Raw genomic sequence first — 22,465 nt, 5'->3', positions numbered from 1 at the left:
GTACTTATGAATATTAAAATGTATCGTGAAGAATTTAAATTAAAGCCATTAAGCAGATGACTGAAAAAGGTCGCAGTATAGTTGGAGTTGCCGCTTCTACTCATCGTCTCTATGACTGGATCAAACGGTATGCCCAGACTCCTCTCTTCATCAAATCAAGTCCGAAGAAAACACAGAGGTCCGTCGACTCAAAAAAATTGCAACGGATGACTGAAGATCGTGACATTCTAAAAAAAGCCGCGGTGTACTTAACACGTCAGTCTGATTGATTGAGGTATACCTTTATCAAAACCAATATGCCTATCTGGGCTGTACGAGCCTATCTACCATCATGGGCTCTAAGCGACTGAATATTGAGGAAGTCGTTCGTGAATCGGGAACAAATAGGAATACCATTACTCGCTTGTACCATGAAACGAATAACCGTATAGATCTTGAAAATTTGGAGAAGTTATGTCAGTGCTTAGAATGCTAAGTAAGTGACCTTCTTGAGTATGTAGGTGAAGATCAGACGATATAAAGTATATTTGGGATAAAAAGTTCTAATGTTGGGCTGGTGATTTAGAAAAGTTAGGATGAAAATTAAATTCAACACTCGATTTTTTATGTTGGTCCCAATCTGGTCCCCAAAGAAATTTATCGCTTATAATTTTTAGGTAATGAGTATTACAGACATACAAAAACGCGCAAGGAGCGCTTTATTTTCAATATTCTGAAATTGCATAACATGAAGAAGAGATTGGAGCGTGCAGCGGGAATCGAACCCGCATCATCAGCTTGGAAGGCTGAGGTAATAGCCATTATACGATGCACGCACATCGTTGGTACGAGGTAGATAATGCCACATTTGCTCAGAATGGAAAGCGTTATTTTGCACTTAAGTGTTTGTTTGCGCATTTTTTATTCTTAATGCTTAGTGTTTGTTCACCGCCTGTTGTCTTCAAAATAAAAACCGTGATAAAGCGCACAGTTTGGTAGTCAAACTCATCGCCCACCACGGTATATTTCTTAAACAGCTATATCAACGGTAATCAACAATCTCGAAAAATATCGAGCGTTTGCGGCGTTACGCCCCCAGCCTGTGGGTCAAGTGCTGGAAACAAAAGGCTGATCCCTGACTCTCGTAACCCCAACCATTTCATCATAGTGGCGTGTACTTGGTCACTTGATGTGGTTGGTATCACTCGACCACGCGACAGTAGCAGGTCACTGCCTTCTGAAATGTCAGGGTACTCGCCTAGAATGCGCGACCCTTTCACTGCGCCCCCCATCACAAACAAGTGACTGCCCCACCCATGGTCGGTACCAGCAGTACCATTTGGAATTAATGTTCGGCCGAACTCAGAATGTGTGAATGAGGTAACGTGCTCATCAAGTCCTTCTGCTTCCATTGCTTGATGAAACACATCAAGCGCTTCGGCTAAATCAAACAATAGTGCTGCTTGTTTCTCAGATTGCCCAGAATGGGTATCAAAGCCTCCCAATTTGCAACTAAAATACTGTAGGCCATGATTAAACTTGTCTCGATTAACGATAAGCTTAAACACCGTCGCCAATTGTTGGCCGATGCCTGTTTCTGGGAATGGGTGCCCCGTCTCCATTTCCAAGATGTCAGCAAATTCCGAGTATAAATCGGTCGATTCTGTTGCTAGCATTGCGTAATGGCGCTCAAAGACATTATTGTAGTTTTCTTGGGTATGTAGGGCGTCAAACAACTGCCGATCTCGACCAGAGGGATCATTAAAAAGATCATGGGGTGGTTTCACCCCACAGAGTTCGATTGCTCAGCAATCGCATTGGTCCAAATTTGTGTGCCACCAATATCAAACAAGGGCGACATCCCATCAATTCTGTGTGCTTCGTTACCCAAAATATTCGAGGTGAGTGCGCCAAACCCTTGCTTGGACATTATGGTGCTAGCATGAGTTTGCACCATCGCAGATTGATGTGAATGGCTAAACAAATGGACAGGCAGTACCTCTGAGCTGTTACTGGTACCATTTTGTACCAGTGGCCCAACATTGGCGATCGGCAATAATCGTCCCGTTTTCCACGCCTCTGTTAACGGGCTTAATGATGGATGCATTTTTAGTTGACTCGTGTCACCATAAGCGTTTAGCGCAACACACTCTTCATGATCCAGTGCCAGCTCACCTCTCAGTAAGTGATACTGAGGATAAATGTCTTCCGCCGACGGTATCAGCATGTTGTAACCATCATTACCACCGGCAAGGTCAATCCCCACTAGCGCCTTATAGTCCGTGCTGCATTGGGCCCCTTGACTGGCCAAAGCACCAAATGAAGATAAACTGAGTGCCGATACGCCCATAGACGCGGCAGAGGTTTGCAGAAAATGTCTACGTGATACTTTCATGTCTTTATCCTTGTACTATGAATTTAGGCGACAACAATGCGTGCACAATGAGGTTTTTAATCTCTCGGTACCAGTCGGAGCGCCGACCTGTGCAACTGGCTAAATACGTGAGGTAATGCGCCTTTTCCTCGTCGGATAACTGCCCATGAAATAAATGCGTATCTAAATAGTCAACAACAGGTTGGTTATCCCAGTCACTGTCATCGTCCAATCTCGTTAGGAACAACTCAAACAGGTCAGGAGCCATAAACCATTCTCTACCTTCATTTTCTTGTCTCGCGATGAGCTCTTTAAAATGGTGGCCGTAGTCATAAATATCTTGCCATTGATAAACAGCGAATTCCGGTGCCGTAAGGTTGGAAAAATCAGGAGCATTCGGTGCATCGTCGGGCTGATAATAATAGAAGACGGATGGCGCTGACATTGGCAGTAGTCTGTCGTACCAGTTAAACTGTTTCGGCCACATTGAGATGCCGACCCTACGTTTGACACCTAAGGCTCTCATTGCATGCGTAAATACGCACATAGGATCACGGACTTTACCCACTTCATCGCCGTGGTTGTCCGCAGTTCTATCGGTTAAAATAGCCTCAATTAGTGTCGCCATGTCCCCACCTGAGTTTTTGAAGGCATTGCGAACACGCCTAACATAGGCGGGTTTTGGGTTGCTCGTTACCATCTTGGTGATAAAGAATTTTGCAACATACGTATAAAGGTTGGCTTGTGACATGAGTAGATCAATGACCTGTTCTAAGTCTTCTTCAGCGCTTTGATGCGCCGAGAATCGCTGACCCAATACGGTTTTCTCCGTCGAGTCGTGCTTATCCGGGTCAACCACCATCGCATACGCGTATTTCTCGGCACCTGACGCGTTAGCAAACGTCCAACCGGTAAAGACTCTCGCCAGGTTTTCAATATCAGACTGTTGATACGATGGAACTGGTTGGCCTAAATCATCGGTGACTATCGAACCATCGCCATGCAGTTTTGCCGGACCAAGAGTAAACAACTGCAGTAGCTCTCTAGCGTAATTTTCATCGGCTTGAGTCGATTCATTCGCCACATTATTGACAAAAGTCAGGTATTCCCCCATAACCGGAGACGTTGACACCCAACGCAAAATATCTCGAAAATTCCCAAGCCCATTTCGTGCCAAGCCATCATAATAATTGCACATATATTTGCGTCTAGCGGTTGCTTTAAACGCAGGGTCTACAACGCTGACGACAAAAAGCTCAGACAAAATATAAGCGATTCTCTGGCGCAAGGCATCTGGCTTCTCTACCGTCATCTGTGTCCAACTGCTAGCATAGTACAGCCCATGACCAAGGCCTGAGTGGCTTTCTTCTAATGACTCAAACAGCGCTAGCCAGCTCGTGGCAGGGTAGGATTTTTGTGTTTCGATCCAGCGACTTGTCTCCCCTTCACGAATGAATGCTTCTATATCTTGTACCGATGGACCAAACGTACACTGTGTCAGTGTTCTTGCGGCGTCCCTGTATTCACTTTGCATCTATCAACTCCACTGCTTTACTAAACTAATATCATGCTAGCGAAACAAAGGTGAGGTGAATGTCAGCCGATGTGAAATCAAGATTTTTATGCAACTAATTGTTTTTTAATTGCACAAGTTACAACACGTTATACAGATAGAAAAAGCCGCGATAACACGGCTTTTAAGAGGGAAAGAGATGTGAGGAGTGATGGACGTTGAGTGATACTATGAAGCAATTAACGGCTACGTCTTATTCCGTTAGCGCTATCAATACTCGAATTAAGCTAAAACCTAGTTAAAGCATTGTCGAACTAAACCATTGTCGAATTAAACCATGGTTGGATCGGGTTCTAATCCCATAATCGAACGTCCTAATATCTGGGCACAAACATCATAGTCGGTGTACGCGTGCGCGCCTGTCATGTGAGAGTCACGGAACAAACGTTGCACTTCGTTATCACTAAACCATGCCATTCCGCCCGATGCTTCAAAAAGACGGTCAACCGCTTGAATGCATGTCTTCACTGCGTACGCTTGATTTGTTCGCCAATACGCAAGCGTCTCCGCCGACGGGTATTCTTTGCGCTCGCCATGCTCTTTATGGTCATGCCATGTCTTTTCTAAGAACGCGCGCGCCGAACCAATTTGATGCGTAGATTCTGCCAATCTCATTAACGCCGGTGTCGCCACGCCAACATTAGCCCCTGTGTACGCACGTACTCGGTTTTTTTGTTTTTCTTTATAGGTTTCCAGCATACGCTCAGCAATACCTAAACCGATTGCCGCGAATCCGCAAGCAAAATAAGGGCGGTATGGTGTATAGAAGATGTCACTTTCTGGATAAAGGCCAAAACCCGCTGATTGACCTTCCATCATTCCTTTTGCCGTTTCAATGCGGTGCTCTGGAATAAACACATCTCGAAGCACCAAAGTCTTAGTGCCACTCGCCTTCATGCCGGCGGCATACCAGTCATCTGTGATCTTATATTGATGACGTGGAACGACCCCAAAACAGTACGTCTTATTACCATCTTCATCGAAGCGGTGAAAGCCTAGAATCGCCCAATCCGCATGGTCGCAACCGCTACTCCAACGCATATCACCGTTGAATGTCACTCCACCCTCGGCCTCTTCAACTTTTCCAAATGGCGCAATGCTGCTACTTGCCGTGGCTTCTGGGTCAGAGCCCCAAAATTCATCTTGAGCTTGTTTCGAGAACATCGCCATTTGGTGGCTGTGCGTCGCTAATAAACTTGCTCCCCATGCGGTTCCACCGCAAGCGCCTGCCAATGCCGCAACACAATCAGCAAACGCCGGCAATGAGATTTCTAAACCGCCATAAGCTTTAGGTTGAAACGCGCGGAAAAAACCAATCTCTCGAAGAAGACGAATGTTCTCTTCTGGTGGTGTCCTGTCGAGTTCAGCTTGCATCGCATTCGCTGCGATAGTGGGTAATACAGACTGGAGCTTTTCAAGTAGAGGATTAGGTGTTTTCATCATCGGTTCCTTTCGAAGGTTAGCCCTGTTGTTTTAATATGCTGGGCAAGTGATGACTATTATGGTGAAACCACTCACAATGTTAAATGGATGTTACACCTTTTCCCTTGTACTTTTCGCAGTATTACCTAATATATTAAGTAAATTCATTCCCTTGATTGATTTATTAATTAATTACCTTGATAAATTCATACAGAAACCCCGCAAGATAGTGAGCAGGAAGCCAAGGACTCAACATTATGGAAGCTCTTACCATACCCAACCTAAATATTGGCAAAGTGTACGATGCGCGATATGAAAGTAATGAGTTTCACATCGAAAAACTCGACAGCCTTGCATTATTTTTTGGCCGCAACATGCCCACCCATTACCATGACAGATACTATCAAGTGCATTGTATTTTAGAAGGGAACACCCACGTTTTACTCGACGATAATGTCTATTCTAAGCACGGTATTACGCTCTTTTTTACGCCTCCGACCGTCCCTCATTCTTTTGTCACCGACGACCATGCGCACGGTTTTGTGATAACCGCAAGCCAGCAGTTAGTCTGGCGATTGCTTGATATTGAGATAGGTCGCAATGATGTCGCGTCAACGGCGATGCAGCCATTTTGTACAGACATCCACGCACAATCGTCCTTGGTATCCCTATTTGAAAGGCTGGCGTTGGAGCAAGATTCCGAGCGCTTCATGAGCGAAATCGCGTGTCAGGCAACCTTGCAATTGATCTTAATCGAAATAATGAGACTGGCCAATGATCGGCCACTCCATACCAGTTTTAGGAGTGCTGACGTTCACGTCTTTAATCGCTTCAATCAATTGATTGAAGAGTACTACAAAGCACATTGGACGCTCCCACAGTATGCAGAAAGTATCGGTTTAACCACGGCAAGGCTTAATGATATTTGTCGTAGGGTCAGTGGATTAGCATCAAAAAAGCTCGTTGCAGATAGAGTGATGCAAGAAGCGAGGCGATTATTGCTGCTTACCGCATTGTCGGTCCAGGAAATCGCCTTTGAATTAGGTTATCAAGACCCTGCTTACTTTGCTCGTTTCTTCAAAAAAAATGAAGGACAAACGGCCAGTAACTTTCGTCTTAACGAACAAAAAAAGGTGCATCCTTGATGCACCCTTAAATTAGGTTACTTGGAACAACTCGATCTATTCAGCTGCGTTGTTCTTATTCCAAACCGCCCATAAACATGTACTTTGTTTCCAAAAACTCATCCATGCCATGGCGTGAGCCTTCTCGTCCGAGTCCTGATTCTTTAACGCCACCAAAAGGCGCAGCAGCTGTAGAGATTAACCCTTCATTGATGCCGACCATCCCCGCTTCAAGCGCATCACCAACTCGCCATGCTCGCCCCAATGATTTGGTGTAAAGATACGATGCAAGGCCACTGTCGGTGTCATTGGCTCGGTTGATCACCTCTTGCTCCGAGTGGAATCGAAATAAAGGCGCTAACGGTCCAAACGTCTCTTCACTCGCCACCAGCATGTCGTCTGTCACCCCTGTTAATACAAACGGATGAACAAATTGACTTCCCTCATCATCAAATCGTCCACATCGGATTGTCGCGCCTTGTTCAAGGGCATCAGCGACATGAGCTTGTACTTTTGCTACTGCGCTGGTGTTAATTAATGGACCAATAGTCACACCATCTGTAAAGCCATCACCCACCTTCAATGCAGCCACGCGCTGTGACAATTTATCCGCAAAGTCGTCATACACCGTATCATGAACAAAGATTCGATTGGCACAAACACAAGTCTGTCCCGCATTTCTGAATTTGGCTATCATGGCCCCCTCAACCGCTGCATCAATATCAGCGTCATCGAAGACGATAAACGGGGCATTTCCTCCTAGCTCCAGCGCCATTTTTTTCACTGATGACGCTGATTGATTCATCAAAATCTTGCCGACATTCGTCGAGCCAGTAAAAGAGACTTTTCTCACCCGTTTACTGGATGTCAGCACGCTACCAATCTCCACCGCGTCGCCGGTAATGACATTAAATAGCCCCTTGGGAATGCCCGCTTGCTCAGACAACTCGGCGAGTGCTAGGGCAGTAAAAGGCGTTTCTGGCGCGGGCTTTAAGATCACCGAACAGCCCGCAGCAAATGCTGGGGCGCACTTACGGGTTATCATCGCCGCAGGAAAATTCCAAGGCGTAATCGCCGCCACGATACCAATGGGTTCTTTTGTAACAACAATTTTGCCATCGGTGCGATGGCTTGGGATGATCTCGCCATAGGCTCGCTTGGCTTCTTCGCTGTACCAAAGAACAAAACTGGCCGCATAGGCTATCTCGCCTTTTGCTTCAGCCAAGGGCTTCCCTTGTTCTAGCGTTAAGATTGTCGCCAAGTCGTCCGTGCTGTCGACAATAAGGTCGTACCATTTTCTTAGTATGACTGAGCGATGTTCGGCGGTCGTTTTTTTCCATTCAACAAATGCAGCTTGCGCAACCTCAATACTCAGCTCAGCTTCTCGAGCACCCAAATTCGGTACCGTGCCCATTATTTTCTGTGTTGACGGGTTCACAATAGACTGATTACTTTGGTTCGCCGAAGTGAACCACTCGCCACCGATGTAGCATTGTTGTTTGAATAGATTTGGATTAGTTAGATTCACGTTTCATGCCCCTATTCGTTATTCTTGTTTGGTGATTCACCCATGCCTATTTACTATCGGTGACTTCAAATATGACATTGACCTGGCCGGTTCCAGAGCTAGGAAAGTAGTCCGTGATCACTTCACTTTTACCTTCATACTTGTCCCAACCAAGTGCACCAAACAACATTGCTGTATCGTGCATTCCACCTTCCCCCGAGCATAAGTTGGCGTAGTCTGGCAGCATGTCGAGAAAGGTTTTGTAATCGCGTTGCGCCCATAACTCTAAAACGCGGAGATCCACCTGTCGGTTGAACTCTTTGGAGATAGTGAAGGTGCCGTTGTTCGCTTCGTACTTTTCATTATCCCAAATCCGATGCGACAGCGACCCAGAGGCTAATAGCATGACGCGACTGTTACTCTCTTCAATGGCTTCACGAATGGCCTCACCCAATAAACGCGACGATTCCAGGTTGTGAACCGTGCACCACGCTGCAATAGAGACGATTTTAAATTGGCTATCTTCATTCATGTAACGCATTGGCACGAGCGTGCCATATTCCAAAGACAGAGAGTCCACTTGATGTGACAAGGTAAAGACACCTTTATCAGTCGCTTTGTTGGCAATCCGGTCGCCTAAATCCGCGTTACCATAGTATTGATACTCAAGGTTCTGGATAAAATGAGGAAACTCATGACTGGTATAGTTACCTTTAAATGATGTATTTGAATTAACGTGGTAACCCGCGTTCACGAGCCAATGTGTATCAAGCACAATGACGGTGTCGACATCTAAATCTTTCGCCATCTGAGCAATCTGTTTATGCCCGTCAATCGCGGCTTTTCGGCAGCCATGTAAACGCCCGGGTTGTTCCGACATGATCATTGTCGGGACGTGTGTAATTTTTGCTGCAACGCAGAGTTTACCCATGATTTTTTCCTTTTGAGTCTGCTTCTTTTAGATGGTGCTGTAGGGAGAAGCATTGTTATTAATATTTCGGATGTTATTTATTACGTTGGTGACAAGCTTGGTCGGTTTAAAAACAAGCTTATTTAATAAAAAAATCTAATTAAGCGCGAAAATAGTGAGTGCGACCGTTGTGATCACACTGACCGATACCATCGCAACGAGCGTGGTGGGAAGCAAAACGGCAGAGCACAATCCGCCCATATTATATTTCTGTCCAATAACAGCGTAGACACCAAACATTGGCATACTTGCCAAGATAACGGCCACGGCTGCCATCGTCGGCTCTAAATCAAACCAAACTAACAGCATCAGTAACAAGGCCATGGGATGGATGATTAACTTGGCGAGCATCACCGTACCAATTTCTTTTTTCTTACCCGTCACGCTCACGCCTACCAATCCACCACCAATGGTAAATAACGCCACTCCAGTCACTGTGCTCGCCAACATATCAATGATTCTGGTTGCCGTGTCTGGTGTAGGGATCGACATTGCTGACACCGCCATGCCCAGCGCTATGGATAATACAATGGGGTTTTTACCCAAATTCAGTACAGCGCTTCGCAATTGTTGCTTTAATGACAAAGTGCCTTTTGATGAGGTCATATCCGCAAGCCCCAAAAGAAGTGGCAACATAATCAGGTTTTCGACCACTAACGTGAGCGAAAACGGCACCAATGCTTGGGAGCCAAACAAGAAAAAAATAATCGGAAAGCCAATCAGTAAGCTATTGGAAAAACTGCCTCCCAGCCCCAATACAACGCCCTCGACCGCTCGTTTTTTTAATGCCACTACGCTGTATGCAACCACGAGTGAAAACGCCAATAACGAGCCTAATGTATAAGCAAGGATGTAACTGGTATTCCAGATTTCTTCCAACGGCTTGGTACTCAGCGCGCTAAAAATAGCCGCAGGCAAGCCAACATTGAAAACAAATGCCGCTAATGCGCGGTGGCCATTTTCAGGTATCACTTGATGTTTAAAAGCAAGGTAGCCCAGGCCAATAACAAGGAATACGGGCAGAATAGTCATGAATACATGTTGAAAGTGTGCCAGTAGCATCCGTTCGCGCTCCCTTACTCTTTCAAGCCTGACTTTGTTCGGTTAATTTTTGATGTATATTGTTTTTCTTATAATTTAAGTCTTTATTTAGCTCGACCATTTCAAATCCGATACTCAAATAGTGCTGGTCAAAGGCGGGTTGCAAGTAATCACAAAACACTTTAAAAATGCGCTCTGCGGCTGCTTGTCGTGTAACAAGGTCTCGGCCCACACCAATCTTAGCGGTCAGATAGATAAAGCGATTGTTTGGGTCTTCGTCGGCAATGAGGTAATAGTCACTTTTCACGGCGCGAGTTCGAATCCCCCCTTTAGGAAACACGCCGGTGTCTATTGCTTCTCTGTGTATTCGTGTCATCAATTCGGGGATATCAATATCCGATTCTACGTTAGGCGAAAATTCCAATATGAAGTGAGGCATGGTTCTATCCTTATATGTATCTGAGCATGGCTGTGCTGAAGCATGGGTGCACCATCGACGTCGGTGTCAACGTAATATTCCGGCGTATGCCGTTAGCTACCATGAACGTAGCGCTTAGGCAAAGCTACGTTCATGGTTACTTATCATCGGCATTACACACTTATTCATGTGTGTTTTCGCGGCCGATGGGTGCACGCTTTAATAAATGCACCGTCCTACCTAGCCGTGCTCTAGCTAGTAGCGATCTAGCATTTTTCGTTTGCGAAATGATTTTTGAACATAATCATTTTGTAGACCAGCCTAGCGTCAGACTTTACCGAGTGTCGGGACGCTATGTGTGTCGTGAGCAATACAGACGTTCTTTGTTTCCATGTAAAAATCAAAGCTCCAGTCGCCACCATCACGGCCCACACCCGACATTTTCACCCCACCAAAAGGTGACGGTAAGTTGCGATTATTTTCTGAATTTACCCAGATCATGCCAGCCTCGACCTTAGACGCCATTCTCATCGCTCGGCCAGTGTTGGCCGTCCAGATATAACCAGATAATCCATAGTCAGTGTCATTGGCGATCTCGATGGCGTCCGCTTCTGATTCAAACTCAATGCACGTCAATACCGGCCCAAAGATTTCTTCTTTCGCAATGCGCATGGTATTCGTAGCATCAGTAAACAGGGTTGGGGTTAAATAGTTACCCTCTCCTTTTTCTGGTAACGCACGGCCTCCCACGGCAATCGTCGCCCCGTCTTCTTGTGCGGCAGTCATGTAGCTAAGTACTTTGTTGTAGTGTGAACGATGGACGAGCGGGCCTACTTCTGTATTGGGATCCAGCGGGTGACCGACTTGCAAGCACTCAACGCGTTGTTTTAGCGCCTCAATAAATTTAGGTTTAATTCCTTGTTGGATAAGCAATCGACTCGAGCTCGTGCAGCGCTGACCATTTAGGCTATAAATCATGAAAACGACCGCATCTAAAGCACGTTCAAAATCCGCGTCATCAAACACAATCACTGGGTTTTTGCCACCGAGTTCAAAATGCACACGCTTTAGGGTGGGTGCGCCTTGTGCCTGGATCATTGACCCTGTGACGGTTTCACCGACAAACGCGACAGCTTTAATCGATTTATGTTCGGTCAGCGTTTTACCTGCCACCTCTCCAAACCCATTCACCATATTCCAGACACCCGCAGGCAACCCTGCTGCTTGTGCACACTCCGCTAAAATTGCGGCGGTCAAAGGACTGAATTCGGCAGGTTTATGAACCACGGTACAACCCGCTGCCAACGCCGGCGCTATTTTCCATGTCGATAACATGAATGGTGTATTCCAAGGCGTGATGACGCCAACAGGGCCAATCGGTGTGCGAATGGTGTAATTTGTGTGGTTGTCCTGATGAAGTGACAAGCCATTTTTCGCCTCTGGCGACTTATCTGCAAAAAATCGAAAATTCGCAGCGCCTCGGATTGCCGCTTGCTTCATAAATCGCAGTGGCTGCCCACAATCCATTGACTCAACAAGCGCAATTTCTTCTGCTCGCTCTTCTATCTTATCCGCCAATCTATGCAGCACTTTTTTACGCTCTGCCCCTGGCATATCGGCCCAAGCCGCAAACGCACTTTCAGCGGCTAAACAGGCCTGATTGACATCTTCCGCCGTTCCTTTCACCACATTGCCGAGGGTTTGATTCGTGGTGGGCGTGAGGTTTTCAAACGTCTCGCCTTCCGAACCCAGCGTCCATTCTCCATTAATGTAGTGACCGAGTGTTTTATCTTTGTATGTCGCAAGAAACTGCTCGGCTTTCAATTGATTGAGTTCTAATTGTGATGGCATAATTTTGATTCCTTTTAGTGGCTATGACTTAGCGCTGAGCGTAAAAATCCGTTTCTGACAGTACTGGATTCTCGAGAGTGCCGATGCCTTCTATCGTGCATCGAACCACATCTCCGGGATGGATATCTTTTAATCCTTTCGGTGTGCCCGTTGCTATCAAGTCACCCGGTTTTAGCGTCATAAACTGGCTCAAGTATTCAATTAAAAAAGGGACATCAAAAATCATATCCGCCGTTGAGCCTTCTTGGGTAAGTTCGCCATTAACGTGGGTTTGAATCTTCAAGTCCTGCAAATTGTCGATGTCATCTACATCCACAATCCAAGGCCCGATTGGACACAACGAGTCTCGACTTTTCACGCGAAGATTTGGACGGTAGTAATTTTCAAGATAATCGCGAATCGCATAGTCATTACAGATCGTAAAACCACGAACATACTGCATTGCGTCTTCTTTACTGACGTTTCTGGCTTCCTTGCCAATCACAGCCACTAATTCACACTCATAGTGCATGAATTCAATATCATCAGGTCGATAAGACGGGGTTTGATGCGCTGTTAATGTATTGCCACCTTTTAAAAAGACTAGAGGCTCCTTTGGCGGTTCAAAAGCCAACTCCGATGCATGGTCGGCATAATTCAAGCCCAAAGCAAAAATGGTACCTGGATTCTCAACCGGTGAATGCCAATGAATCGTGTTGTTTTTAATCACATCCCCTGATGCCGTCACCGCGTCATTGTTATCATTAATGGTGACGTCAATCACTTGACCACGGTATTCAATTCTTGCGTGCTTCATGCTTGCTCTCCTCCAACAATATTTTCCAGTTGCACAACATCACCCAACCTTGACGTAACTTTGTCGTACGGTTGTAGAGGTGTACGCTCACCAGCAAAACCGATGGCAATGATGTCACCCTTCTCTAACGTCATGATATGAGAAATCTTTTCCAACAAGGCTTCAGGAGAGCGTGCCAAGCGACTCAACGGAAAGTAACGTTTCACAACACCATTCACCGATGTCGTTACTTCCAATTGCGTAACATCAGCCACATCGGATACAGACACTGGCGATGAAATCGTAGCGGAACCATCCATACACTTGCCTTTAATATCAGGACGGTAATAACTGGTTTCAGGCAGAGAGAAATCATGCAGCAATGCGAATCCTTCGACATAATCAAGCGCATCGTTTTGAGTCACTCGACAACACGTTTTCCCGATGATAAGCGCAACACTCGCCCCCACGACTAACGCGTTCTCTTCTTGCGGCCATGTGATTGGGCGACTGTCTTGGTTCCATGTATTGTGCGGCTTGAAATACAAAACTGGCTCGGTTGGCAACGCTTTATACGGTGCCTGATCGAAGATTGATGCCAAGTTGTCTAGCTGTTGCTGGTCGTTCAGTGCAACGCAAACGACCTTTCCTTGTAATTTCGTGTTCATTTTCATTCCCGTTCTAGTAAACGTTAGCGATTGGGCAAACATTCTTCATTTAATAAACGTTATTAATAACAGGCGCTTCTATCTGCTCGACGTGTTTTAGTTGATACGCCAATGATTCAGCACCTGTTCGCAGTAGCAACGTATCGACCCCTGCTCCGATAAACTTAACGCCACGGTCGGCATAGGCTTTAGCTTGTCTTGGATCAAGCGATAGAATGCCCGCCGCTTTACCTGAGGTTTGAATCACGTCGATGGCATGGTCGATGGCCGCCACCACATCAGGGTGGCTCGGGTTGCCGATGTGCCCCATTGAACCACTCAGATCTGAAGGACCAATAAATATGCCGTCAATGCCATCAATTTGAGAAATGGCTTCAATGTTATCAATGGCTTCTTTTGTTTCGACCTGCACCAATACACAAATATGTTCGTTCGCTCTGTGCAGGTACTGCGGGATCCGATTCCATTGTGATGCTCGTGCTAATGCGCTACCAATACCGCGATGACCCAGTGGTGGGTAATAGGCAGAAGCCACCACTTGCTTCGCTTCTTCTGCAGAGTTGACCATAGGTACAAGTAATGTCTGGGCACCAACGTCCAGTAAGCGTTTGATTAAGGTCGGGTTTGCATCCTCGGCGCGCACTATCGGTGAGGCGCTATGAGGAGCGAGTGCTTGCAAGTGGTGCTTGATTGACGTGAGGTCAAACGACGCGTGTTCGCCATCTATCAACACCCAGTCAAACCCAGCGCTACCCACTATTTCTGCACAACTCGTATCGGGCAACCCCAGCCATAATCCCCATAACGGCTCATCGTTACCCAAGGCTTGTTTGAAGTGATTATCTAATGTCATCACACCCTCCTTATACAAACTTGACTGAGATGCCACCCAATGGGCCAAAGTCAGCGTGGATGGTATCGCCTTCTTTAACGGGTACAGGGCGAGTAAATGATCCAGCCAGAATGACCTGGCCTGGTTCTAAAGACACACCATGCGGTGCAAATCGCTTACACACCCAGCAAATGCCGTTTGCAGGATGCCCTAAGACGCCACCTGCGAGACCCGTTTCCTCAATTTGTCCATTGAGATATAACATTGAACCAGCCCAGCGAAGATCGAGTTCAGTAGGTTTTATAGGACGTCCGCCTAAGATAATTCCCGCATTGGCAGCGTTGTCAGCAATGGTGTCGTAAACTTTTCGGGTATACCCCGTTTCAGGATCGGTGCGATGGCAGCGAGCGGCGATAAGCTCTAATGCGGGAACCACATAATCGGTGGCATTCAACACATCAAACATTGTGACGTTGTCCCCTTCAAGTTTGTCTTTTAATACAAAAGCCAACTCAACCTCTATTCTTGGGTCAAGGAAGTCGGACACCTTAATCTGAGCACCATCGTTAAAAAACATGTTGTCCAGTAATACACCATAATCGGGTTGGTCTATATTAACGGCCATTTGCATGGCTCTTGACGTCAGTCCAATTTTGTAGCCTTTTACTTTTGCTCCTTCGCGTTTCTTTCTGTTGACCCACTGACTTTGGATTCGATAAGCATCATCCATCGACATATCAGGATAATCGAGAGTCAGTGCCGCTATTTGTTCACGGTTGACCTCGGCTTTGTAGAGTCGTTCTGCGGCAATTTGAACTTGCTCTTCTGTTAACATATTGCTTTCCTTTTGTTTCAAGCTGGCTTCGTGCTGTTGTCTATGTCGCGTATATGGCGTGCATTTTTGGGTGTGTACACCTAGACAACTAATTAACATGTTAAACACTTTAGTTAATATGTTAACTAAAGTCCAGCCCCGGAAATATCACAACAAATCACCTTAAAAACAAATGGTTACATGAAAATTCAAATTTACAGACTGACAAACTGTAAGTTGGTTGCATTCATTTTTTGCTCAGCGTCACGATTTTTAGCGTGTTTTTTAAGCAAAGTGAGACTTCTATCAACTTGATTCATTCAGTAGCGCACCATTAAATCCTCAATCATTGATCTAGTTAACATATTAAGTAATTTGAACACATTTATTTAACATTACTTCTTCGCAAATACGTGTAATTAGTTAATATATTAAGTATTCAAACAACGACCCACTGAGTGGGCATATGCTCGAGTCGACTTGAAATGCTTCAACTCGATGTGAGTAGTCAAATAACCGTGAAACGAAAGGAATAACGTTATGCGAGTCAATAAAGTTGCCGCCATCACCACCTCTGCACTCCTCCTTCTTAGCTCTTTCTCTGCGTATGCGGAACCTGAAAAGATCATAAAAATCAGTACCTGGGGATCACCAAATCACGGCATCAATAAAGTCGTATGGCCAACGTGGGGAAAATGGATTGAAGAGGCGACAGATGGCCGTGTTGGTATAAAAATCGAATACGACCTTGCTCCTCCTCAAACACAAATTGATGTCGTTACCGATGGCATTGGCGACGCAACTTGGATTTTTCATGGCCATAAAGCCGGGCGCTTTCAGTTAACTCAACTTCCTGAAATCCCAACTTTTTCAGAAGGCACCAGCTCAGAATTGATGTCACAAGCGTATTGGCGTACTTATGATAAATACCTTAAGAAAGGTCGTGAGCATCGTGGCGTAGAGGTCATGGCACTAAGCGTACATGGCCCAGGTCAATTAATAACCAAAAACCCTGTTGAGTCACTGGCGTCATTACAAGGCAAAAAAATTCGTGTCGGTGGCGGGGTTATCTCATCGGTCGCGAAAGATATGAAAGTGACGCCAGTATTCATTCCAACCACCAAGGTGTATGAATCTATTTCACAAGGTGTTGTAGAGGGTGCATACCAACCCGTTGAAGCACTTAGTTCATTTCGCTTAGCCGAAGTCGCTGACAATACGTTAGTGATCCCGGGTGGCCTTTATCGCGGAAGCTTCGCCATTGTAATGAATCAAGATACGCTGCATAGCTTGTCAAAAGCGGATCAAGAAGCCATAAAACAGGTGTCAGGAGAGCAGCTATCTCGTTTGTTTGGCAAGATGTGGGATGACGTAGACAACAGCGCGTACACCACCGCTTTAGAAGGTGGTCACACGTTTACCCCTGCCACGCCTGAGATGATCACCGAATTGAAAAAATCCAGCCAACCGCTTGTGGCTACTTGGTATAAAGCAGCGAAGAAACGCAAGGTTGATGGGCCAGCCGCGTATGAATACTTCTACCAACAATTAGACCAAGGATTATAGTGCTTATGAATGGTTTTAGTCTCTCTAAGGCCATTCAGCGAGGGCTAGAAGCCCTCGCTGCCATCAGCTTACTACTCATGATGTTGATTACGTTTGTTGATGTGGCTGGCCGCTACTTTTTTAATATGCCAGTAATGGGCTCAACGGAACTCATCGAGATTTTATTAGCAGTGATGGTCTTTATGGCCTTCCCTCTTGTGTCTTGGAATGAGGAAAACATATGTGTCGATTTGCTTGATAACTATTTTCCCAAAAAATGGGTCAGTTTTCGTCAGGTCGTGATCAACCTTATCTGCTCTTTCTCGCTCATTTTAGTGGCGATGATGAACTGGAAGCTTGCAGGTCGGTCTTTGGATTATGAGGAAGTAACCGAAATCTTAGAATTGCCACTGGGTTATGTCACCTATCTCATTTCTATCACGGGCTTTGTTGGCGGAGCATTAACGTTCTTTAATGCCTTAGTTTATGGAAAAAATTTATTTCGTAACAAGGCGGAAACCAATGACTTGGCAAGCACTCATGACAAGAGCAGTCATCTAACAAATAATAGCAAGGAGGCTTAAATGATCGAATCAATCATAGGGTTTGCCGCCTTAATCGTACTGGTCTTTCTGCGTCTACCTCTTGCTTTTGCGATGGGTGTTGTCGGGTTTGTCGGGTTTTGGTACATCAATGATTACAACTGGAATGCGGCGATGTCCATGGCTGCGAGACGAATCATAGACACAGGTCAGGACTACGGCTTGTCAGTGATCCCGCTGTTTATTCTTATGGGTAACTTTGTCACACGTGCCGGGTTATCTAATGAATTATATCGTGCTTGTAATGCCTTTGTGGGGCACCGAAAAGGCGGATTGTCGATGTCGACTATCCTGGCTTGTGGAGGGTTCTCAGCTATCTGTGGTTCAAGCTTAGCGACATCCGCGACGATGTCCAAAGTCGCAATGCCACCGATGCGCAAGTATGGTTATTCAGACGGACTTGCAGCGGCGTCGATTGCTGCAGGTGGCACGCTGGGCATTCTTATCCCACCCAGTGTCATGCTGGTCATTTATGGCTTGCTCACCGAGAGCAGTATTCGTGAGTTGTTTGCTGCAGGATTCTTACCCGGCTTACTGGGCATCGGTTTGTATCTTGCCGCAGTGCAATGGGTCGTCTTCCGCTCTCCAGAAAGCGCGCCCCCTGGTGAGCGCGTGGATTGGAAGGGCCGAATTATCGCGTTAAAAGGCATCTTATCAACGCTTCTTTTGTTTGTTCTGGTGATGGGCGGTATTTATGCGGGTGTATTTACACCAACAGAAGCCGCGGGTATTGGTGCTACTGGTGCATTTGCGCTCGCCGCGTACCGCAGAAAGCTGAACTATCAAGTCATGCGTGATATTTTGGTCGATACTGCAAAAACCTCTGCCTCTTTATTCGCTGTTGTTATTTGTGCACTGATTTTATCGAACTTTATCAACCGAGCGGGATTACCTACCGCGCTGGTGGAAATGATCCAAGCCGCGAATGTATCACCAATGATGGCACTGGGTCTCATACTGGTTATTTACATCATTCTAGGCTGCGTCTTTGAGAGTATGTCGATGATGTTACTTACCGTTCCTATTTTCTTCCCTGTCGTGGTAGAGCTAGGTTTTGACCCTATTTGGTTTGGTATCGTTGTGGTCGTTGTCACCGAAATTAGCCTAATTACCCCCCCTGTTGGACTCAATGTCTTCGTGTTATCAGGCATAATCAAGGACATCAGCACTGGGACGATTTTCAAAGGTGTATTCCCATTTTGGGTCGCGGATATGGTAAGGCTTGCCATTATCGTACTGGTCCCAGGTATTGTACTGCTATTACCTAATATGTTGTATTAACGCCTTTTATTGGCTTCCTTTGAGGAAGCCAATTTTACTTTTAGAGTATTCTATCTACATGGAAACAAAAGAATTAAAGTTAAGGTATATCAATAAGATGACTCTTAGGAGTATCTGATATATCTTGTTATTAGAGTGACCATTAAAACAAGGTTTGTTTTGTGACGAGATACGAAGATTCATTACCACTACAATTGATTCGCGCACGCGATGTCGCGATGGAGTACTTCCGTCCTGTGTTAGCGGAAAATGACATTACGGAACAACAATGGCGAGTGATGCGTGTTCTTGATACTAAAGGCGAAATTGACTTCACGACGTTGTCTAATGAGAGCTGTATTTTAAGCCCTAGCCTCACGGGGATCATTGGTCGACTTGAGAAATTAGGGTATGTGCAGAAGCAAAAATCAGCGAATGATGGCCGTAAGTTCTATATCCATTTGACGCCAGAAGCACAGCAATTGGTTGAACGTTTACGTCCAAAGATCGAAGACCAATATATCGCACTCAAGGCACGTATTGGTGAAGAAAAGTATACTCAACTTTCTGATTTACTGAACGAACTTATCACTGTTAAGCGCTAGGTTTGGGTAATGTAATTGATGTTAGCCAATAGAAGATGAGTAGCCTCATAAAAAATCACCCGCTTATCGGGTGTTTTTTTTATGAGGCTACTCACCACTCAGTGAGTTCGTGTTCATTAAGCCACGGCTTTTTCTTGCTCAGCGACCTCTGCTAGCACATGTTTAAACTGACGATCGAAGTAAATTAGCGCATCTTTGTTTTGCGTCGTAATGGTCTCTATTTCAACAAAAAACACCGTATGTGTGCCCGACTCTTGCATCACACCAATCTTTCCTTCAAGTGTTGCAAGTGCACCACTAAGGATCGGTACATTGTGTTGATTAAGTGTCCATTGTGGTAATTGGAAGCGCTCTTCCATCGACAGCCCTGTCATGCCAGCAAAATGCATGGACATCTCTTGATGCTCACTTGCACAGACGTTAATACACATACGACCATTCGATTTGAATATTTCATTCGATGCACTATTACGATTAACGCAAACAAGCACTGTCGCGGGCGTATCAGTGACGGAACATACCGCGGTCGCGGTAATGCCTACCGTTCCAGCTTCTCCACCAGTGGAAATAATATTAACTGCAGCGGCAAGCTTTGACATTGCAGTACGAAACTCTTGTTGTAGGGTCACATCTTGTTGAGGCATGGTCTCTTCCTTTGTATATGAGAAGTGGTATTCACAATCACTGTGTTCGTTAGTTTGAGCTGACTTACTTAAGTTTTCGCTTACTGAGCGTTATTATTTGTGATGTAAGCGATGTCGTTAAGTGTCGCTGATTACCTCAATATCGAACATAGACAGTTACCCTATTCACTTGTACTTTTCGTTGTTTCCTCAACATAGGGCACCACGCCCCAAATAAAGTGACTAATCGGCTGCTTACTTGGTCATACGTAAACTAGAACTGGTAGTGAATCCCCACCATCAATAACCCAATATCGGCATTACCCAATTCAACGCCGTTACCATGATTGAACGTTGGCATCATATACGTATAGTCAAGACGCATATTGACGCTGTTGTTCATCGCAATATTAACCCCTATGCCCGCATGCGTTCCTACACCGTAAGAGTAATCATTAACGCTTTCTTTATTTGGGTTACTGTCCCAGTTCATCAAAAATCCAGACAGCCCAACCTTGGTATACACTGCAACATTATCGTTAAAATAATAAGAAAACTTAGGGGATACTGATAACACACCCGTCACTGAATCTAGCCCTGAAATCGAAGTATCCGAACCTAATAATTGCCCTTCTAAACCAAACCAATCTGTAAAGTGATACCCCGCATAAACCGCAATAGCAGGGCTGGAGTGATTATACCGCGCGCCTTCAATATTGTTCTCGACAGAATACGTCTGCATATTACCCAGTGCCCCTCCAACAAATGCACCTTGTTTATCGGCGGCCTGAAGGCTAAGTGGCAACAACATGCTCATTGCCAATATGGACTTTAGGGCTATTTTAACGAATGCGATTGGTTGCCTTGTGAAAAAAAGTTGTTTTGCGAAAAAAGGTTGTAGTGCTAAAAGTGATGGTCTTGCAAAAAATAGCTTCAAAGTGTCCGCCTTTTATTAATGACTATGATGAATTGAGAACAGTCTATTGATTGCAATAATCGCACGCTTAGCCATGCGACGAACGACGCTATCTACTGATGAAACGCCTTATACTGCGACGATTGGTATTGGTAAAACTCAACCACATCCAATCACCAACAAAAAACCCATCGTTTGTATTAATAGCACTCGTCAAAACAGGCAAGCTCTGCTACCTTTACGCCACTTAAAGACAGTGACAACTTGAACTAGACGGACCTATGCCTTCACCTCAAACCATAAACAAAATCGTCCAAATTGGTGATACGTTACATCGTAGCGGTTGCGCACCTTATAAAGTGGAAAAATACGCTCAGTTTTATGCGCAAAAGCACGGCATTGATGTGATGGTTCAAGCCACACCCACCGCTATCAATTATCAGTTTCCAGATAAAAACAATACCGTGGTATTAAAGCGGCTCAAGCCCGCCTCAATTAACCTCGGTTTATTGGCAAATACGATTATTCGCATTAATCAACCAAGTAATGAACCGGTGCCAGAGCCTGTTGGTTATCCAAAATGGATTGTTGCACTTGCCAACATGGGCATACCGCCCGCTTATCTTATGTTGGTTGGTAGTACGCTTGAAGCCGTCGGTTACTCGGTAATTCTTGGACTGATCGTTTGGCTAACTCAATTAGTAGTTAAAGGACGTAACTCCATCGCAGTTGAGTTCGTTGCTGCTTTATTAACCGGCATATTCGTTGCGTTTATTGCAAGCACCGGTGCGGCAATACCAGTTTGGGCCCTTTGTATTGCGACCGTCGTGCTTTTTGTTCCCGGACTTTCAATTGCCAACTCGTTGGAGTGTTTAGCTTTTAACGACTTGGTCTCAGGAACAGCCTTATTGGGGCAAAGCGCATTAACGTTAATAAAGCTATTCATCGGCGTTATTATGGGCTTAAACATTGGTGAGGCTTGGTGGGGACAAGCTGAGTCCTTGTCTTATACGAATGAAGTGCCGCTCTGGTTACACTGCTTTGGCTTGCTGCTGATTTCATCGTCTATTGGCGTTATTTTTAATGCGCGACCAAAAGACATTTTGCTTGGGTTACCTGTTGCGGTACTCGGGATGTGGGGACCATTTTATCTTGGCTTCAGTAGCGGCTGGATCGTAGGCACCTGGATCACAACGGTCTTGATTACCTTGTATGGTACTTGGGTCGCTAAGCGTCTCGATCTCACCGGATCCATTTATATTGTCCAAGGCATTATTATTTTAGTACCCGGGAGCCGAGTGTTAGTCAGTGCCAGTCAGTCCGTTTTCGAGCAATCGATTTTACCGATACCTAATATCGGTTTATCCGCATTATTCATGTTTTCAGCAATCGTAGCAGGGCAAATTACCGCCTACTCTTTGTACTCACCGAAAATAGACCGCTAACCAAATAGCAGGGTGTCTTAATTAGTGCATCCTGTTATTCATACCATTATATTTTCCGTTTTCTTTACGAATTTATTAATTTTAGTTTAAAAATTATTCTTTTATATCAGAAGGTTAAATA

The 22,465-nt window shown here is 45.3% G+C and carries 22 protein-coding genes and 1 tRNA gene; 7 read left to right on the top strand and 16 right to left on the bottom strand.

What is annotated here, in order from left to right; translation table 11 throughout:
* The first annotated feature begins 331 nt into the window (after positions 1-331).
* Positions 332-475 (top strand): helix-turn-helix domain-containing protein, encoded by a 144-nt coding sequence (locus AB4405_RS23470; RefSeq protein ID WP_372063044.1) that lies wholly within the window; start codon positions 332-334, stop codon positions 473-475.
* A 265-nt stretch (positions 476-740) separates the two neighbouring features.
* Here AB4405_RS23470 and AB4405_RS23465 read toward each other — a convergent pair.
* The 5 genes from AB4405_RS23465 to AB4405_RS23445 form a co-directional block, all read right to left on the bottom strand.
* A tRNA-Gly gene (locus AB4405_RS23465) sits at positions 741-815 on the bottom strand.
* A 216-nt stretch (positions 816-1,031) separates the two neighbouring features.
* Positions 1,032-1,766, bottom strand: a complete 735-nt coding sequence (locus AB4405_RS23460; protein ID WP_372063015.1) for a DUF1501 domain-containing protein — start codon at positions 1,764-1,766, stop codon at positions 1,032-1,034.
* On the bottom strand, positions 1,763-2,374 hold the full coding sequence (locus tag AB4405_RS23455) for a hypothetical protein (RefSeq protein ID WP_372063014.1): 612 nt from the start codon (positions 2,372-2,374) through the stop codon (positions 1,763-1,765). The genes AB4405_RS23460 and AB4405_RS23455 overlap by 4 nt, the downstream gene beginning before the upstream one ends.
* Positions 2,375-2,378: 4 nt before the next feature.
* The gene (locus AB4405_RS23450; RefSeq protein ID WP_372063013.1) at positions 2,379-3,887 is read right to left on the bottom strand and encodes a DUF1800 family protein; all 1,509 of its coding nucleotides are present in this window, start codon (positions 3,885-3,887) and stop codon (positions 2,379-2,381) included.
* A gap of 309 nt (positions 3,888-4,196) precedes the next feature.
* Entirely contained in the window at positions 4,197-5,369 is a 1,173-nt protein-coding gene (locus tag AB4405_RS23445; RefSeq protein ID WP_372063012.1) for a p-hydroxyphenylacetate 3-hydroxylase oxygenase component, read from the bottom strand.
* Between the two features lie 236 nt (positions 5,370-5,605).
* Between AB4405_RS23445 and hpaA the strand changes: the two genes are divergently transcribed.
* Positions 5,606-6,493 (top strand): 4-hydroxyphenylacetate catabolism regulatory protein HpaA, encoded by an 888-nt coding sequence (gene hpaA / locus AB4405_RS23440; RefSeq protein ID WP_372063011.1) that lies wholly within the window; start codon positions 5,606-5,608, stop codon positions 6,491-6,493.
* A gap of 55 nt (positions 6,494-6,548) precedes the next feature.
* Here hpaA and AB4405_RS23435 read toward each other — a convergent pair whose 3' ends face one another.
* The 9 genes from AB4405_RS23435 to hpaH form a co-directional block, all read right to left on the bottom strand.
* Positions 6,549-8,000, bottom strand: a complete 1,452-nt coding sequence (locus AB4405_RS23435; RefSeq protein WP_372063010.1) for an NAD-dependent succinate-semialdehyde dehydrogenase — start codon at positions 7,998-8,000, stop codon at positions 6,549-6,551.
* Positions 8,001-8,046: 46 nt separating this feature from the next.
* A complete protein-coding gene (hpaD, locus tag AB4405_RS23430; RefSeq protein WP_372063009.1) occupies positions 8,047-8,910 on the bottom strand; it encodes a 3,4-dihydroxyphenylacetate 2,3-dioxygenase in 864 nt (287 codons plus the stop codon).
* A 135-nt stretch (positions 8,911-9,045) separates the two neighbouring features.
* Positions 9,046-10,011, bottom strand: a complete 966-nt coding sequence (locus tag AB4405_RS23425) for an AEC family transporter (protein WP_372063008.1) — start codon at positions 10,009-10,011, stop codon at positions 9,046-9,048.
* A gap of 22 nt (positions 10,012-10,033) precedes the next feature.
* Complete coding sequence (locus tag AB4405_RS23420; RefSeq protein ID WP_372063007.1) at positions 10,034-10,429, bottom strand: 5-carboxymethyl-2-hydroxymuconate Delta-isomerase; 396 nt, start codon at positions 10,427-10,429, stop codon at positions 10,034-10,036.
* Positions 10,430-10,735: 306 nt separating this feature from the next.
* Positions 10,736-12,259: a 5-carboxymethyl-2-hydroxymuconate semialdehyde dehydrogenase gene (gene hpaE, locus AB4405_RS23415; RefSeq protein WP_372063006.1), complete on the bottom strand. Its 1,524-nt coding sequence runs from the start codon at positions 12,257-12,259 to the stop codon at positions 10,736-10,738.
* A gap of 28 nt (positions 12,260-12,287) precedes the next feature.
* Positions 12,288-13,055 (bottom strand): fumarylacetoacetate hydrolase family protein, encoded by a 768-nt coding sequence (locus AB4405_RS23410; protein ID WP_372063005.1) that lies wholly within the window; start codon positions 13,053-13,055, stop codon positions 12,288-12,290.
* On the bottom strand, positions 13,052-13,702 hold the full coding sequence (locus AB4405_RS23405; protein WP_372063004.1) for a fumarylacetoacetate hydrolase family protein: 651 nt from the start codon (positions 13,700-13,702) through the stop codon (positions 13,052-13,054). The genes AB4405_RS23410 and AB4405_RS23405 overlap by 4 nt, the downstream gene beginning before the upstream one ends.
* Positions 13,703-13,751: 49 nt before the next feature.
* The gene (gene hpaI / locus AB4405_RS23400) at positions 13,752-14,555 is read right to left on the bottom strand and encodes a 4-hydroxy-2-oxoheptanedioate aldolase (protein ID WP_372063003.1); all 804 of its coding nucleotides are present in this window, start codon (positions 14,553-14,555) and stop codon (positions 13,752-13,754) included.
* A gap of 10 nt (positions 14,556-14,565) precedes the next feature.
* A complete protein-coding gene (hpaH, locus tag AB4405_RS23395) occupies positions 14,566-15,369 on the bottom strand; it encodes a 2-oxo-hept-4-ene-1,7-dioate hydratase (RefSeq protein WP_372063002.1) in 804 nt (267 codons plus the stop codon).
* 519 nt (positions 15,370-15,888) lie between these two features.
* Here hpaH and AB4405_RS23390 point away from each other — a divergent pair.
* From AB4405_RS23390 to hpaR, 4 genes are all read left to right on the top strand, one after another.
* On the top strand, positions 15,889-16,914 hold the full coding sequence (locus AB4405_RS23390; protein ID WP_372063001.1) for a TRAP transporter substrate-binding protein: 1,026 nt from the start codon (positions 15,889-15,891) through the stop codon (positions 16,912-16,914).
* Positions 16,915-16,919: 5 nt separating this feature from the next.
* On the top strand, positions 16,920-17,477 hold the full coding sequence (locus AB4405_RS23385) for a TRAP transporter small permease (RefSeq protein ID WP_372063000.1): 558 nt from the start codon (positions 16,920-16,922) through the stop codon (positions 17,475-17,477).
* Positions 17,478-18,776: a TRAP transporter large permease gene (locus AB4405_RS23380; protein ID WP_372062999.1), complete on the top strand. Its 1,299-nt coding sequence runs from the start codon at positions 17,478-17,480 to the stop codon at positions 18,774-18,776.
* 161 nt (positions 18,777-18,937) lie between these two features.
* Complete coding sequence (gene hpaR / locus AB4405_RS23375; protein WP_372062998.1) at positions 18,938-19,360, top strand: homoprotocatechuate degradation operon regulator HpaR; 423 nt, start codon at positions 18,938-18,940, stop codon at positions 19,358-19,360.
* A gap of 116 nt (positions 19,361-19,476) precedes the next feature.
* Here hpaR and hpaC read toward each other — a convergent pair whose 3' ends face one another.
* A complete protein-coding gene (gene hpaC / locus AB4405_RS23370) occupies positions 19,477-20,004 on the bottom strand; it encodes a 4-hydroxyphenylacetate 3-monooxygenase, reductase component (RefSeq protein WP_372062997.1) in 528 nt (175 codons plus the stop codon).
* Between the two features lie 253 nt (positions 20,005-20,257).
* Positions 20,258-20,800: an outer membrane beta-barrel protein gene (locus AB4405_RS23365; protein ID WP_372062996.1), complete on the bottom strand. Its 543-nt coding sequence runs from the start codon at positions 20,798-20,800 to the stop codon at positions 20,258-20,260.
* A gap of 380 nt (positions 20,801-21,180) precedes the next feature.
* Here AB4405_RS23365 and AB4405_RS23360 point away from each other — a divergent pair, with 380 nt between their 5' ends.
* Positions 21,181-22,344 (top strand): threonine/serine exporter family protein, encoded by a 1,164-nt coding sequence (locus AB4405_RS23360; RefSeq protein WP_102469408.1) that lies wholly within the window; start codon positions 21,181-21,183, stop codon positions 22,342-22,344.
* The last annotated feature ends 121 nt before the right edge of the window (positions 22,345-22,465 follow it).

The organism is Vibrio sp. 10N.261.51.F12, from assembly GCF_041471725.1.
Taxonomy (GTDB): Bacteria; Pseudomonadota; Gammaproteobacteria; order Enterobacterales; family Vibrionaceae; genus Vibrio.
Note: the sequence above shows the minus strand (reverse complement) of the source record. Positions and strands in the feature narration are given on the sequence as shown.